Origin of the sequence: Streptomyces sp. NPDC005775, assembly GCF_042871565.1 — a bacterium.
Classification (GTDB): domain Bacteria; phylum Actinomycetota; class Actinomycetes; order Streptomycetales; family Streptomycetaceae; genus Streptomyces.
The window spans coordinates 511,081-525,383 of record NZ_JBIAIU010000003.1 but is presented as its reverse complement, the minus strand read 5'-3'; the positions used below and the strand labels follow the sequence as shown (position 1 = coordinate 525,383).

Sequence of the window (14,303 nt, the reverse complement as noted above, 5' to 3'; positions counted from 1 at the left end):
GACGGGACCGGCGGGCGCTCGACGGCGAGCGCGGCGCGGCGGTCCCGGTGCTGTACTACGGGGAGGCGTGATGAGCGAGTCGACACGTGAGGACGGGGCGGGGGCGACCGGTGCGTCCGGTGCCGCCGGTGAGCTGCCGGATCTGCTGGGCCTCGATCTGGAGTCCCTGCGGACCATGGACCACCCCGTGCTGGCCGAGGTCGTGGCGGATCTGCGCGGCCGCGTCGAGCAGCCGCGGGAGATGCTCTGGGGCTTCAACAACGCCTTCTGAGGCGGTGGGGCCTTCTGAGGCGGTGGGCCCCGCACCCGCCCGGTCCGCACCCGCACGGCCCGGGGCTGCCCGGTTCGCACCCGCGGGGTTCGCACCCGCACGGTCCGGGGCCGCCCGGCGCGGTACCGGGGCGCCCACGACCACGACATCATCGCCCGGGGCCGCCGGGCCCTCGCCGTACGGCGCCGGGGCCCTCCGGTCCGGGCGTCCGGTTCCGGGCTCCGTCCCGGCAGACGTACAGCACGGGGGTGCCCCAGTGGCCCGACGGACGACGCCGCGGCGCGCGGAGGGGCGGGCACGTCCGGACGCGGTGCCGTACTTCCCGGCGGTGGCCCCCGTGCCCTTCGGGCAGTTCATCGTGAAGGTGCACGGCCGCTGCAATCTGGCGTGCCGTTACTGCTACCTGTACGAGGGCCCCGACACGACCTGGCGGGCCCGCCCCGCCGCCGCCTCGCCCGCCGTCCTCGACCGCACCGCGGACCGGATCGCCGAACACGCGGCCACCCACCGGCTCCGCCACGTCGCCCTGGTCCTGCACGGAGGCGAACCCCTCCTCGCGGGCCCGGCACGGCTGGCCGCCCTCGCCGACCGGCTCCGCGAGCGGGTCCCCGCCGACTGCACCGTCCACGCCACCGTGCAGACCAACGCCACCCTGCTCACCGACGCCCGCGTCACCACCCTCGCCCGGCACGGCATCCGCATCGGCATCAGCCTGGACGGCGGCCTGGCCGCACACAACACCCTGCGCACCGACCACGCGGGCCGCCCCTCCTGGCCCGCCGCCTCGCGCGGCGCCCGGCTGCTCGCCGACCGCCACCCCGAGGCGTACGCGGGCATCCTCACCGTCGTCGACCCGCGCACGGACCCCCTGGAGATGTACGAGTCGCTGCTCGCCCTGCGCCCCCCGGCCCTGGACCTGCTCCTGCCGCACGGCAACTGGACCAGGCCACCGCCCGGCCTGCCGGACCCGGCCGGAGTCCCCACGGGCCCGGGACCGGGCCGCCCCACCCCGTACGGCGACTGGCTGTGCACCGTCTTCGACCGCTGGTGGCCGGCCGCCCGGCGGGAGACGCGGATCAGGCTCTTCGAGGAGTGCGTCGCGCTGCTCCTCGGGCTGCCCGCCGCCACCGAGTCCCTCGGGCTCGACCCGATCAACGCGGTCGTGATCGAGACGGACGGATCGATCGAACAGGTCGACTCCCTCAAGTCCGCCTACGACACCGCCGCCGCCACCGGACTCGACATCTTCCACCACACCTTCGACGACGCCCTGCGCCACCCCGGCGTCGTCGCCCGACAGGCAGGAGCCGGCGCACTCGCCGCCCTCTGCCGTGCCTGCCCGCTGCTGACCGTCTGCGGCGGCGGCCACTACGCCCACCGGTATCGCGCAGAGAACGGCTTCATCAATCCGTCCGTCTACTGCGCCGACCTCGACCGGCTGGTCCGTCACGTGGCGGACCGGCTCGCCGACGCAACCGCAGGAGACCCCCCATGAGTTCCGCCGTCCCCGATCGCGCCCTGCGCGAACTCGGCCGCACCGAAGGCACCGCCGCCACGCTGGGCCTGCTCGTACGCGACCAGGACACCCGCCGTCTCGTCCTCCTGCGGGCCCTGCTCGACGCGGCTGCCGCCGCGCCCGCGACCGTGTGCCCGCCCCCACTGCTCGACCGGCTGCGCGCCGACTGGGCGCTGCTGGAAGTCGCCGAGCGCACCGACCGGGCCGCGGTGCGCGCCGTGCTGTTCCACCCCATGACGGGCCCCTGGGCGCAGCGGCTCCTGGCCGGCCTCACCACGACGGTCACGCCCGGTCCGGGCCTCCTCGCCGACCTCGCCCATGTGACCGCACTCGCGGCGGCGGCCACGATCCGGGCCGGGCTGCCCATGACCGCCCGGCTCGCCGCCCGGGACGGACAGCTCTCCCTTCCCACGCTGGGGGCGGTACGCGCCGAGGACGGACCTGCCGAACTCGCCTTCGCCGACGGAGAGATGACGGTGCGGCCGGCCGACGGGCCTCCCCTGACCGTACGGACCCAGCCGGACGGCACCATGACCTCGGCCGACCCCCGCTGGCTCCCCGTGCTCACGCTGCCGCCCGTCCTGCCCGGCACCGGCCCCGTGCCCCTGGACGACGTCGACCCGTACCGCACCCGCGGCACCGGCCTGGAGCGGCACGGGCTGAGCGCGGCCACCCACATCGACGACCAGGAACGCAAGGCGTGGATCGCGTCGTGGGCCGGAGTCGAGCCCTTGCTCCGCATCGGCGGCGAGCACCGGCTCACCGAAGCGGCCGTGCTGCTGCGCTGTCTCGTCCCGCTCGGCCCGCCGCCCGGCTCGGGCCCCACCGGCGAGGCCGCGGCCCACTGCAGCGGCACCCGTCGCGAGGCGTTCGGCGCGGTCCTCAGCAGTAAACCCGCCACCCCCGCCTACTTCGCCTCCACACTCGTCCACGAGCTCCAGCACACCAAGCTCGCCGCGCTCGGCGCACTCGTGCCGCTGCACCACGAGGACGCCACACCCCGCCACTTCGCCCCCTGGCGCACCGACCCCAGGCCCTTCGACGGACTCCTCCAGGGCGCCTACTCGCACCTCGCGCTCGCCGACTACTGGCAGCGCTTCGCGCTCGGCTCGCGGCGCGTCACCCCTCGCGACCTGGCCTGGGCCGAGCACGCCCGCTGCCGTCAACAGGTGGGTGCCGTACTGCCCGTTCTGGCCGGATCGGCCCTGCTGACCGTGGAGGGGCGCGTCCTCGTCAACGAGATGATCACGCTCTACCACCGTCTGGAGGATTCACCGCCACCCACGGGTCACCTGGCGCGCGCGGACGCGTACGTGAACACCACCAGGGTGATATGGCAGCAGAGGAACGGATCGCCCAGGGCATGAGCAGCCAGGTGATTCAGGCCGGAGCGACCACGCCCCGGTGTATCGTGAAAAGGCTCGCAACGATGTCAGGGAGACGGTTGAATGCCCGCTACGCGTAAGCAAGTTGGAGCAATCGGGGCGCAGACCGTCACCCTCAGTTTCGCCGGGTTCAACCGGGCCTGGGCGGCGTGGATCGCGGACCGCCTGGAGCGGCGTGGAGTGACGGTCGTCCAGCAGCGGTGGGACCCTCAGGTGGAGGTCCCGCTGGAGAACGCCCTGCGTGATCTGACGCTCTCCCGCGGACGGGTCCTGGTCCTGCTCAGTGACTGGTACTTCCAGCTGGGCCCGCGGAGCCACGAGGAGTGGAACCGGGCCCTGCGCGAGGTCGTCGCCCCCGATCCGGACCGGTTCGCCGCGGTCTCCATCACGACCTCGGCGCTGCCCGGTGCCACCTCGGTGTTCGGCGCCGCCGACCTCACCAACGTCGGCGCGGACGAGGCGGAGCGCCGGCTCCTCGTACGCCTGGGCCTGCCCACGAGCCCGCCGCCCGAGGGCACCGACACCCGCTCCGGCCCCCGCTTCCCGTTCGACACCCCGGAGGTGTGGGGCGGGGTCCCGCGCCGCAACACCCGGTTCACCGGCCGGGAGGAACTGCTCAGCAAGGCCTACCAGGCGCTCCAGGACGCCGGGGCCGGCGCCGGCGTGGTCACGCTGCACGGCATGTCCGGCGTCGGCAAGACACAACTGGCCGCCGAGTACGTCTACCGCTTCGGTTCGGAGTACGACGTGGTGTGGTGGGTGCCCGCCGACCGGCGTGCGCTCTACCGCCAGAAGCTCGCCGAACTCGCCCCCGCGCTCGGCCTGTCCACCGGAGCCGAGTACGGCGAACGCCTCCGCGCGGTCCGCGACTCACTGCGCCGGGGCGATCCGCACGCCCACTGGCTGCTGATCCTGGACGGCGCGGACGAGCCCGACCAGATCTGGGACCTGGTGCCGACCGGCCCCGGGCACGTGCTCATCACCTCCCGCAATCCGGAGTGGAGCGAGCACAACAGCAACCTCGTCGAGGTGCCGGTCTACGACCGGGACGAGTCGGTCGCCTTCATCCGCCGCCGCGCCCCGCGCCTCACCCACACCGAGGCCGGCCGGCTCGCCGAGGCGCTGGAGGACCTGCCGCTGCTCCTCGACCAGACCGCCGGCTGGCTGAACGACTCCGACATGTCGGTCGAGGAGTACATCGACCTCCTCGCCGGCGGCATCGACCAGGACGTCGTCAAGGTCTCCGCCGACTTCCCGCTGGCCTTCCAGACCGCCTGGTCGATACTGCTGAACAAGCTCCGGGACACCGTCCCCGAGTCCGTCGACCTGCTGCGCCTGTGCAGCTTCTTCGCACCCGGCTCCATCCCCGTACGGCTGCTGAAGGAAATGCCGTCCGGGGAACTGCCCGAACAGCTCTCGGGCCTGATGAACGACCCGCTGCTGTGGAACAAGGCGATCGGTCAGCTCCGCCAGTACTCCGTGGTCCGCCTGGAGTCCCATGACTCGATCATCGACGACGCGTCCTCCGGCGAGTCGATCTACCTGCACCGCATGGTCCACCAGATCGTCCGCAAGGACATGCCCGACCAGGACCGCCGGGAATTCATCGACGTCGTACGCCGGGCCCTGGCCGCCGCCGACCCCGGCCGCCCCACGGACACCCGGTCGTGGCCCGTGTACGCGGAGATCACTCCGCACCTGAAGTGGGCCGACGTCCTGCGCAGCACGGACCCCGCGGTGCAGAGCCTGGTGCTCAACTGCCTGCGCTACATGTACCTGTCGGGCGAGTACCGGGCCGGCATCAAGCTGGGCTCCCGCGCCATGACCGCCTGGGGCGAACTGCTCGGCGAGAACCACCCGCGCCTCTGGGACCTCAGCTACAACTACGCCAACCTGCTGCGGGCCGTCGGCGACTACGCCGGAACCGAGGCGATCGAACGGGCCGCCGTCGACCATCTGCGGGCCGAGCGGGGCGCACAGGACCTGGAACACCTGCGCGCGGCAGGCGGCCTCGCGGCCGACCTGCGGGGGCTGGGGCGGTACGAAGAGGCCCATGAGATGTCCGAGTGGATCCTCGGCGCCTACCGCGAGCTGCTGGGCGACCAGGACTCGCGCACGCTCAACGCCCAGAACAACCTTGGCACCTCCCTGCGTCTCCTCGGCCGGTACAAGGAGGCGCTGGCGCTCAACCAGCGCACGCTGGACTCCCGCCGCCAGCTGCTGCGCCCGCGCCACAGCTGGACCCTCTACTCGGAGATCAACTACGCCACCGACCTGCGTCTGCTGGGCCGGTACAACGAGGCCGAATCACTCCAGGCGCAGAGCGTCCGGGTGCATCGCATCGTGATGGGCCAGGACAACCCGCAGACCCTGCGCGCCGAGCACAACCTCGCGCTCTGTCTGTACCGTTCCGGCGAGCGGAGCAAGGCCGCGGAGCTGTTCATCCGGGTACTGGAGCGAGGCGAGCGGGTCCTGGGAGAGAACGACCCGCTCACCATGATGTTCGCGGCCAGCCAGAGCCTCTTCGCCCGGGAGCACGCCGACATCGACCAGGCCCGGGCCATAAGCGAGAAGGTCATGGCCGGCTATGTCGACATGCTCGGCGAGGAGCATCCGTACGTCGTGGGCACCCGTGCCAACCATGCCCTGATCCTGCGCAACGTCGGGGAGCGGGACCACGCTCACCACCTGCTGGAGGAGGCCCTTACCGACATGGGCCGGGCCGTCGGCGAGAACCATCCCTGGACGCTGGGCTGCGCGGTCAACGCCTCTGCGCTGCGCAACCTGGTGGGCGACCCGGAGTCCGCTGCCGCGCTGACGGACGCGATCAGCACCCGGGCCATCGAGGTGCTCGGCCGGACCCACCCGCTCACGCTGTCCGCCCGCATCGCACACGCGGCGGACCTGCGCGGCCTCCGCGACCAGCAGCACGCGGACAAGATCGAGTCGGAGGCGATGGACGACCTGGCGAAGACACTGGGTGCACAACACGTCCATACCGTGTCGGCACGGTCCCGCGTGCGGCCCTACTGGGACTTCGAGCCCCAGATGATCTGATCGCGTGGTGTCACTGATGCTGTGTCAGTACTGTTGTGCGGCAAGCTAATTGTGCACCCAGGGGGGCGTATGGCTGTCGTTGTTGGTTCGGTGGCACCCGGGGAGGACGGCCCGATCCCGGTCGTGGTGGACGCCGAGGCGTACACCACGGCCCAGGCGCCGGTCAGCGACGCGGACTCGCTGTACGGGAGCGTGGACACCCGGGACGGCGCAGGGGCGGCCCGGCGCGCGATGGGGGCGGCGGGCGATCTGTACGGGGACGGCCTCGACCTGGCCCGGCGCTGCGCCTCCCAGGCCATGCGCAGACTGGGCGACCTCGGGAACGGGCTGCGGCCCGACGAGATCGAGCTCCAGGTCGGCATCACCTTCGAGGCGGGCATGGCCGCCGTGGTGAAGGCCGGTGCGGAGGCGCAGATCCAGGTCACCTTCCGCTGGCAGCCGGGACGCGAGGAGCAGGCGACCGCGGTGGTGGCACCGTCGTGAGCGGTACGGCTCCCGGGCTGCCGCCGGTTCCGATCCTCCCGTACAGCCGTGTCGTCGGGCAGGAGGAGCTGAAGCTGGCCCTGGAGCTGAACTTCATCGCTCCCGGCATCGGTGGTGTCCTCATCGCGGGGCAGCGCGGCACGGCGAAGTCCACCGTGGTGCGCGCCTTCGCGCTGATGACCGGAGGCCGGCTGCCCGTCACCCTGCCGATCAACGCGACGGACGACCGCGTGCTCGGCGGCTGGGAGCTGGACGCGCTGATGCGCGGTGAGCCGAAGCGGCAGGCCGGACTGATCGAAGAGGCGCACGACAAGGGGCTGCTGTACGTCGACGAGGTCAACCTCCTCGACGACCACATCGTCAACATCATCCTCGACGTGGTGTCCACGGGCGTCCTCTCCGTGCAGCGCGAGGGCATCGACACGCAGACCCATGTGTCGTTCGGGCTCGTCGGCACGATGAACCCCGAGGAGGGCAGCCTGCGGGCCCAACTGCTCGACCGGTTCGGACTGATGGTGACCGCGGCCGAGCTGGACATCGAGGAACGCCACCGGATGATCACCACCGTTCTCACCTTCGAGGAGGAGCGGGACGTCCCCGATTCCGCCTGGATGCGGGCGGCCGAGGAGGAGAACCAGCAGCTGCGCGACGGTCTGCTCGCCGCCAGGGAGCGGCTGACGACGGTCCGGCTGGAGGCCGACATCAGCAGGCTCTGTGCCGCAGCCGCCGCCCGTACCGGGGCCATCGGTCAGCGCGGCGACCTGCTGGTCGCCAAAGCCGCCCGGGCACTGGCTGCCAGGGACGGGGCGCGGCGGGTGAAGCCCCGGCACGTGCGCCGGGTACTCCCGCTCGCGCTGCGCCACCGCAGGCCCGACTCGGTGCACGGTTCGGAGCTGACCTGGGGGCAGGACGACGAGGCCGCCCTCGACGAGCTGTTCGGCTGAGTCGCGGATGTCCGCCCGGCCGGAGGGAACCCAGGAACCGGAGGAGACCCGCGAACCGGGGGAGGTCCAGCAGTCGGGGGAGCCGGACGATGTCGGCGGCCGCCTGTTGACCGCGCTCGTCTGCTCCGCCCTGGAACCGTCCCTGACGGGCGTCCTGCTCTTCGACCTCCCGCCCCGGCAGCTGCCCGCCGTCGCCGGGGTGTTCGCCGAGGTGCTCGGCCGGGCCGGTGGGCATCCCCCGGGCCTCGCGGTGCCGAGGACGGTGCTCGACGCGGCCACGGTCGACGAGGACCTGTGGGTGCGGCCCCGGGTGCACCGCGGCCCGGAAGGCATCGGGTTCACCCTCGGGCCCGGGCCGCTGGCCGAGACGGGGACGGGCCCCCGGCTCGTCGTCGTGCCCGACCTGGCCCGGCTGAGCGTCCCGGGCATGCGGGCCGCCGTGCAGCTCCTCGGGGCGGACACCGCGATGCTCGGACACTCCGGCGTCCGCAACCGGTGGTGGCCGCGCACCCGGTGGCTGGCCTGCTGCCGGGCCGAGGACGCCGAGCTCATATCGCCGCACCTGCTGGACCGCTTCTCCGTCCGCCTCGCCACCCCGGGACTGCGGCCGAGGCCCGGCCCCGACCCCCTCGGCGTGCTCCCCGTCGGCTGGGCGGCGGCCCTCGACCCGGCTGGCCCGCACCCCCGCCCCGTCCTCACCGACGACGCCGCGTCAGCGGTGCTCGAGCACCTGGAGGACCAGGAGAGCGGTGGCCACCGGCGCGCGCTGGCGCTCGCCCGCATCGCCCGCGCCCTGACCCGCCTGGACGAAGCCGAACGGCCGGCGGACACCGACGGCTCAGCCCGGGGCGTCCCGCCCCAGGTCACATCGGGGCACGTCGACCGGGCGGCCCGGCTGATCCGTCTCCGTACCGCCCACCGCACGGAAACCCCGTCGGAACCCGCGCCGGACCACGAAGCCCCCGTGCTTCCCGATCCCGGCCGGACCCTGCCCGGTCCCGCGCCCCGGCGGAGTGCGGAACCTGGCTCGGGGCCGGGCATCCCGGTGCATGACCCGGACTCCGCGGTTCCGCTCGGCCTCGCCCCGGTCGCGGGGGAGAGGCCGACCGCCGGTTCCCCGTATCCGGAGGACACGGCCGGCCCGGGGCCGGAGGGGGCCACCCTCCGCACACCCGCCCGCCGCACGGCCGGTGTCCGCGCCTCGCGAGGCCCCGTCGTCGGCGTGCGGCGGGCCCGCGACCTGTGGGACCTGGCCCCGGTCCGCACCGCGATGGAAGCGGCGAAGTACCGGGCGGTGCGAGGCGGCGAGGGCCCACTGGCGATCCACCCGCAGGATCTGCGGGGCTATGTCCGGGCGCCCGAACCGGTCCGGATGCTCACCCTCGTACTCGATCACTCCTGCCGCGGGGACTGGGACTGGTCCGTGACGCTCGAACCGTTCCTGCACTGGGCCTACGTCACCCGGGCGTCCGTCCAGGTCGTCGAGGTGGGCGGGGAGGGAGCGGCGAACGAGCTGCGGGCCGGTTCGTTCACCGTCCGGTCCACGCGCGACCCCCGGATCGCCGCGGCGCTGACCCGGCGGCCCGGCCGCGCCACCCCGCTCGCGCACGGGCTCGACCGGGCCGCACACGCCCTGCGGCGCGCGTTGCGGCATCACCGGGCCGGGCTCGTCGAAGCGTTGCTGGTCGTGGTCACCGACGGCCGGGGCAACGTGCCGCTGGCCGTGAGCCGCGCCGGCCTGCCCGGGCGGGCCCCGGTGCGAAGGGGCGGCGTCGACGACGCGTTGGCCGTGGCCCGGGGCATCAGCGCGCTGGGCCGCAGCCGCGTGCACAGTGTGGTCGTCGACCCGGGCCGGCACCCGTACACCCACCTGCCGGCCACGCTGGCCGAGGCCCTCGGCTGCGGAGTCGTCGCGGGGCGCACGGACCGGACGGCGCGGGACCTGCGGGCGGCGAGCCATGGGTGAGGACCGCCTGCGCCTGATCCGGAACCTGGTCACATCGGCCGCTCACGCGCTGCCCGGGCAGCGGACGCCGGTGCCGGAAGGGGTGCGTACGGCGGAGCCGATGGGGCTGGGCGCCGCCCCCGCGCACGCCGGCCGGGCACCGGACACGACGTACGCACGCGTCCGGGTCGGGCGCCACCACACGGAGACCGGCGCCCCGGAGGCCTTCGGGATCGAGGCGTGGTGCGACGGCGTGGACGACCTTCCGTACACCACCGGCGGTGATCAGCTGCGCCCCGGCGACATCGGCCTGGGGCACGCGCGCCGGGGCGGGGCCGCGCCGTCCGAACTGTTCCGCTCCATCAGGCGCTGGTCGACGTACCAGCACCGGCTGACCGGATGGATCAACCGGTGCCGGCAGGCCCACGGCGACGCGCTGCAGATCGTCGTACTCGACCAGACCGGCTTCGACCTGCCGTGGGAAGCGCTCCTCCTGCCCGCGGTGCCCGAGGCAGGGCTTCCCGACGGGCCGCTCGGCGCGCTCGTCGACCTGGCGCGCTGGCTCGACGACTTCCCTGACAGGGCGGTCACGCCGAACGGTGAGGTCCTGGGCTTCTTCCACTCCGACATGACCCGTGACCAGGAGTTCTTCCACCGCTACGAGCACCGGCCGCACCTCGGGATCGAGACCTTCCTCAAAGGCCTCGACGACGTCACCGCGCAGCGGACCGGTCTCGTCTACATGGGCTGCCACGGCACCTTCGACCACCACCTCAGCAAACTCACGCTCGCGGGCGGGACGTGGGCCGACTACCACGACCTCGACATGCGCCTCCTGGACCGCGACGCCGCGCTCGTCTGTCTCAACGCCTGTCACTCCGGCCGCTTCCTCGACTACAACGGAGACGGCAGGCAGTACCTGCGGGGTTTCACCCAGATCTTCCTCCGCAACGGCGCGGGTGGCTGCATCGTCTCGGCCGGTGAGGTCGGCGACACCGAGGCCCGCGTCATGATCGGCCGGATCGTCGACACCGTGACCGAGGACCCCGAGCGGCCGGTGGCCCGCGCGCTGCGGGCCTTTCGCGCCGGGGTCCACGAGACGTTCCTCGCCGGAGGCGGCGTCCCCATGATGGTCAGGGACGACGGTTCGTTCGACGCGGAAAGACAACGGAACGTGCTGCGGCTGCTGTACAGCCTGATGTTCCAGTACTACGGGCATCCGCTCAGCACCGTGCGGCTCACCGGCCGCCACCAGGGCGGCCAGGACCGGGTGGAGGCGGGTGCGCCATGACCCACGACGAGCGCCCGCTGCTGATCGAACCCTTGGTGGGCTGGCTGCCCGAGGTGGAACCCGGCCTCGTCCAGTGCGTCAGCGTCGACCTGCGAGGGCCGCTCGACGACCGGGGAGAGGGGGACGGCGACGCGTGGCCGTACGACGAGGAGGAACTGGCCTTCAGCGTCTCGCTCGACGGTTCCCCCTACTTCGTCTGCGAGGCGCTCGACGACCCGGGACTCGTGCTGCACCGCTTCGGCGGTACGTACGGACCGGCGACGTTCCTCGTCACCGCGGGGCCCTCCGCAGGCGACGCCGTGTTGCGGCTGACCATCTTCAACCAGTGGGGTGCGTCGGTCCGCAAGGCCGAACTGCCCTGCGTCATCACGGAGCCGGCCGAGTCGGGAGGGAGACCGCCCGCCACCCGCAGCATTCCGGGTGGCCGGGCCGGTGACGTCCCCGGGGGCCTCGGCGGAGGGAGCGGGGGAGGAGGGGGGCTCCGGCCCCGTACGTCCGTTCCCGCTCCGAGGGCGCATGACACCGCGCCCGGCGGATCCAGGGCTCCAGGCCATCTCGCATCGAGCGTCACCGTCAGCTTCGCCGGGTACGACCGGGCCTGGGCGGCGTGGATCGCGGACCGGCTGGAGCGGCGCGGAGTGACCGTGATCCTCCAGCGCTGGGGCCCTCCGGCCGAGCAGCCGCCGGCGGAGGCCATCGGCGATCTCGCGCTCTCTCCGGGCCGGATCCTGATCCTGTTCAGTGACTGGTACTTCCAGCTGGGTCCGTGGAGCCGTGAGGAGTGGGGCCGGGCCCTGCGGGAGGTCGTCACCCCCGATCCGGACCGGTTCGCCGCGGTCTCCCTCACCACGTCGGTGCCGCCGGACGTCACGTCGGTGCTCGATGCGGCGGCCCTCGCCCACATCGGTGCGGACGAGGCGGAACGACGGCTGCTGGAGCGCCTGGGGCTGCCTGCCGACGCGATGCCCGAAGGGGCCGCTCGGACCGGCCCCCGTTTCCCGGCCGACACCCCGGAGGTGTGGGGAGGGGTCCCGCGCCGCAACACCCGCTTCACCGGTCGTGAGGAACTGCTGCCCGCGGTGTACGAGACGCTGCACCATGCCGGGGCCGGCGCCGGAGTGGTCACGCTGCACGGCCTGTCAGGCGTCGGGAAGACACAACTGGCCGCCGAGTACGTCTACCGCTTCGGTTCGGAGTACGACGTGGTGTGGTGGGTGCCCGCCGACCGGCGCGCGCTCTACCGCCAGAAGCTCGCCGAACTCGCCCCCGCGCTCGGCCTGTCCACCGGAGCCGAGTACGGCGAACGCCTCCGCGCGGTCCGCGACTCACTGCGCCGCGGCAACCCGTACGCCCACTGGCTGCTGATCCTGGACGGCGCGGACGAGCCCGACCAGATCTGGGACCTGGTGCCGACCGGCCCCGGACACGTCCTGATCACCTCCCGCAATCCGGAGTGGAGCGAGCACAACAGCAACCTCGTCGAGGTACCGGTCTACGCACGCGAGGAATCGGTCGCCTTCATCCGCCGCCGCGCCCCGCGCCTCACCCACACCGAGGCCGGCCAACTGGCCGACGCACTCGAAGACCTGCCGCTGCTCCTCGACCAGACCGCCGGCTGGCTGAACGACTCCGACATGTCGGTCGAGGAGTACATCGACCTCCTCGCCGGCGGCATCGACCAGGACGTCGTCAAGGTCTCCGCCGACTTCCCGCTGGCCTTCCAGACCGCCTGGTCGATACTGCTGAACAAACTCCGGGACACCGTCCCCGAGTCCGTCGACCTGCTGCGCCTGTGCAGCTACCTCGCACCCGGCTCCCTCCCCGTACGGCTGCTCAAGGCGGTCCCGCCCGATGAACTGCCCGGACCGTTCGCGGCCCTGATGACCGATCCGCTGCTCTGGGACAGGGCGATCGGCCAGTTGCGCCAGTACTCCGTGGTCCGCATGGAGCACACGGAGCCCGTCGACGGCGACGCGTCCTCGGGTGAGTCGGTCTATCTGCACCGCATGGTCCACCGGATCGTCCGCAAGGACATGCCGGACAGCGACCGGCGGGCATGCGCCGACGTCGCCTGCCGCGTCCTGGCCGCCGCCGATCCGGGCGACCCGTCGAACATCGCCCACTGGCCCGCCTATGCCGGCCTCACGCCCCACCTCAGATGGGCGGAGGTGCTGGACAGCGCCGCTCCGCAGGTACACCGACTGGTCCTCAACTGCCTGCGCTACATGTACCTTTCCGGCGAGTACGGCAGTGGCGTCCGGTTCGCCAACCCGGCGATGGACTCCTGGGCGGGGCTGCTCGGACCGGCGGACGAGCGGGTCCTGGCGCTGCGCCACCACTACGCCAACCTGCTGCGGGCCCTCGGCGACTACCGCGGCAGTGAGAGCGTCGAACGCGTCACCGCCGACTTCCTGGCCGCCGAACGAGGTGAGCTGGACCTGGACCACCTTCGGGCGGCCGGCGGTCTCGCCGCCGACCTGCGCGGCCTCGGCCGCTACCGGGAGGCGCTGGACCTCTCCGCCTCGATCCTGGAACGCGACCGACGGCTGCTCGGCCCCGAGGACCCCCGCACGCTCAACGCGGAGAACAACCTCGCCGTATCACTGCGCCTGCTCGGGCAGTACGAACAGGCGCGGCAACAGGACGAACGCACCCTGCGGCTGCGCCGGTCCGTCCTTGCGCCGAACGCGCCGCCGACCCTGTACTCGGAGATCAACCTCGCCATGGACCTGCGGCTCCTCGGCCGGCACCGGGAGGCGGAACTCGCCCTGCGGGAGACGGTGGCGCGTCATCTGCGGGGGATGGGCGGCAACAACCCGCAGACGTTGCGCGCCCAATACCACCTGACGCTCTGCCAGTACGCGCTGGAGGGGGCCGTATCCGCCCTTCCCGCGCTCGTCGCGACCAGACAGAGCGCGCTGAGGCTCCTCGGCGAGCACGACCCCCTCACCCTCCTGATCACCGTGGCGGTCGCCACGGCGGAGAGGGAGGCCGGTGAACCCCGGCAGGCCCTGGAACTGCACGAACAGGTGGTGGCCGGCTACCGGCGGATGCTGGGCGACCGGCATCCGTACACGATCGGCGCCGAGGGCAACCTGGGGCTGATGCACTGGTCGCGCGGCGACCGCGACCTGGGTTTCCAGCAGGTCGAGCGGACCCGTAGCGCCATGGCGGGCGCGGTCGGCGAGGAGCATCCCTGGACGATCGGTTGCGCGGTGAACGCCGTGGTGATGAGGGCCCGGACGGGACAGCTCGGCGCCGCGCGCGAGCTGGGGAGGATCAGCTGCGAGCGCGCCAACGCCGCATTGACGTCACGCCATCCACTGTCGGTGGCCTGCTACGCGGCGATCGCCACCAGGCCCGCGGACGGTGACCCGGAGTTCTGGCCCTTCGAACCGCTCATCACCTGAG

9 protein-coding genes are annotated in these 14,303 nt (G+C 72.9%); all 9 read left to right on the top strand.

The features are described 5' to 3' along the window. Positions 1-70 precede the first annotated feature (70 nt). Positions 71-271, top strand: coding sequence for an FxSxx-COOH cyclophane-containing RiPP peptide (fxsA, locus tag ACFYPA_RS09685; RefSeq protein ID WP_359077082.1), 201 nt, complete (start codon positions 71-73; stop codon positions 269-271). A 328-nt stretch (positions 272-599) separates the two neighbouring features. Further along, complete coding sequence (locus tag ACFYPA_RS09680; protein ID WP_359349207.1) at positions 600-1,766, top strand: FxsB family cyclophane-forming radical SAM/SPASM peptide maturase; 1,167 nt, start codon at positions 600-602, stop codon at positions 1,764-1,766. Next, positions 1,763-3,154, top strand: a complete 1,392-nt coding sequence (locus ACFYPA_RS09675; RefSeq protein WP_389130875.1) for an aKG-HExxH-type peptide beta-hydroxylase — start codon at positions 1,763-1,765, stop codon at positions 3,152-3,154. The genes ACFYPA_RS09680 and ACFYPA_RS09675 overlap by 4 nt, the downstream gene beginning before the upstream one ends. An 81-nt stretch (positions 3,155-3,235) precedes the next feature. Continuing rightward, complete coding sequence (gene fxsT / locus ACFYPA_RS09670) at positions 3,236-6,229, top strand: FxSxx-COOH system tetratricopeptide repeat protein (RefSeq protein ID WP_389130873.1); 2,994 nt, start codon at positions 3,236-3,238, stop codon at positions 6,227-6,229. Between the two features lie 69 nt (positions 6,230-6,298). Further along, positions 6,299-6,712: a CU044_2847 family protein gene (locus tag ACFYPA_RS09665; protein WP_389130870.1), complete on the top strand. Its 414-nt coding sequence runs from the start codon at positions 6,299-6,301 to the stop codon at positions 6,710-6,712. Then, positions 6,709-7,656: an AAA family ATPase gene (locus ACFYPA_RS09660; RefSeq protein ID WP_389130868.1), complete on the top strand. Its 948-nt coding sequence runs from the start codon at positions 6,709-6,711 to the stop codon at positions 7,654-7,656. The genes ACFYPA_RS09665 and ACFYPA_RS09660 overlap by 4 nt, the downstream gene beginning before the upstream one ends. A gap of 7 nt (positions 7,657-7,663) precedes the next feature. After that, the gene (locus ACFYPA_RS09655; RefSeq protein WP_389130865.1) at positions 7,664-9,622 is read left to right on the top strand and encodes a hypothetical protein; all 1,959 of its coding nucleotides are present in this window, start codon (positions 7,664-7,666) and stop codon (positions 9,620-9,622) included. Continuing rightward, positions 9,615-10,892, top strand: a complete 1,278-nt coding sequence (locus tag ACFYPA_RS09650) for a CHAT domain-containing protein (RefSeq protein WP_359314293.1) — start codon at positions 9,615-9,617, stop codon at positions 10,890-10,892. The genes ACFYPA_RS09655 and ACFYPA_RS09650 overlap by 8 nt, the downstream gene beginning before the upstream one ends. Further along, a complete protein-coding gene (gene fxsT / locus ACFYPA_RS09645; protein WP_389130862.1) occupies positions 10,889-14,302 on the top strand; it encodes an FxSxx-COOH system tetratricopeptide repeat protein in 3,414 nt (1,137 codons plus the stop codon). The genes ACFYPA_RS09650 and fxsT (ACFYPA_RS09645) overlap by 4 nt, the downstream gene beginning before the upstream one ends. Position 14,303: the final 1 nt, after the last annotated feature.

What these genes read in the sequence shown, in the direction of transcription:
- fxsA (WP_359077082.1), top strand. Translation starts at nt 71, where the DNA reads ATGAGCGAGTCGACACGTGAGGACGGGGCGGGGGCGACCGGTGCGTCC.
- ACFYPA_RS09675 (WP_389130875.1), top strand. Translation starts at nt 1,763, where the DNA reads ATGAGTTCCGCCGTCCCCGATCGCGCCCTGCGCGAACTCGGCCGCACC.
- fxsT (WP_389130873.1), top strand. Translation starts at nt 3,236, where the DNA reads ATGCCCGCTACGCGTAAGCAAGTTGGAGCAATCGGGGCGCAGACCGTC.
- ACFYPA_RS09665 (WP_389130870.1), top strand. Translation starts at nt 6,299, where the DNA reads ATGGCTGTCGTTGTTGGTTCGGTGGCACCCGGGGAGGACGGCCCGATC.
- ACFYPA_RS09655 (WP_389130865.1), top strand. Translation starts at nt 7,664, where the DNA reads ATGTCCGCCCGGCCGGAGGGAACCCAGGAACCGGAGGAGACCCGCGAA.
- ACFYPA_RS09650 (WP_359314293.1), top strand. Translation starts at nt 9,615, where the DNA reads ATGGGTGAGGACCGCCTGCGCCTGATCCGGAACCTGGTCACATCGGCC.
- fxsT (WP_389130862.1), top strand. Translation starts at nt 10,889, where the DNA reads ATGACCCACGACGAGCGCCCGCTGCTGATCGAACCCTTGGTGGGCTGG.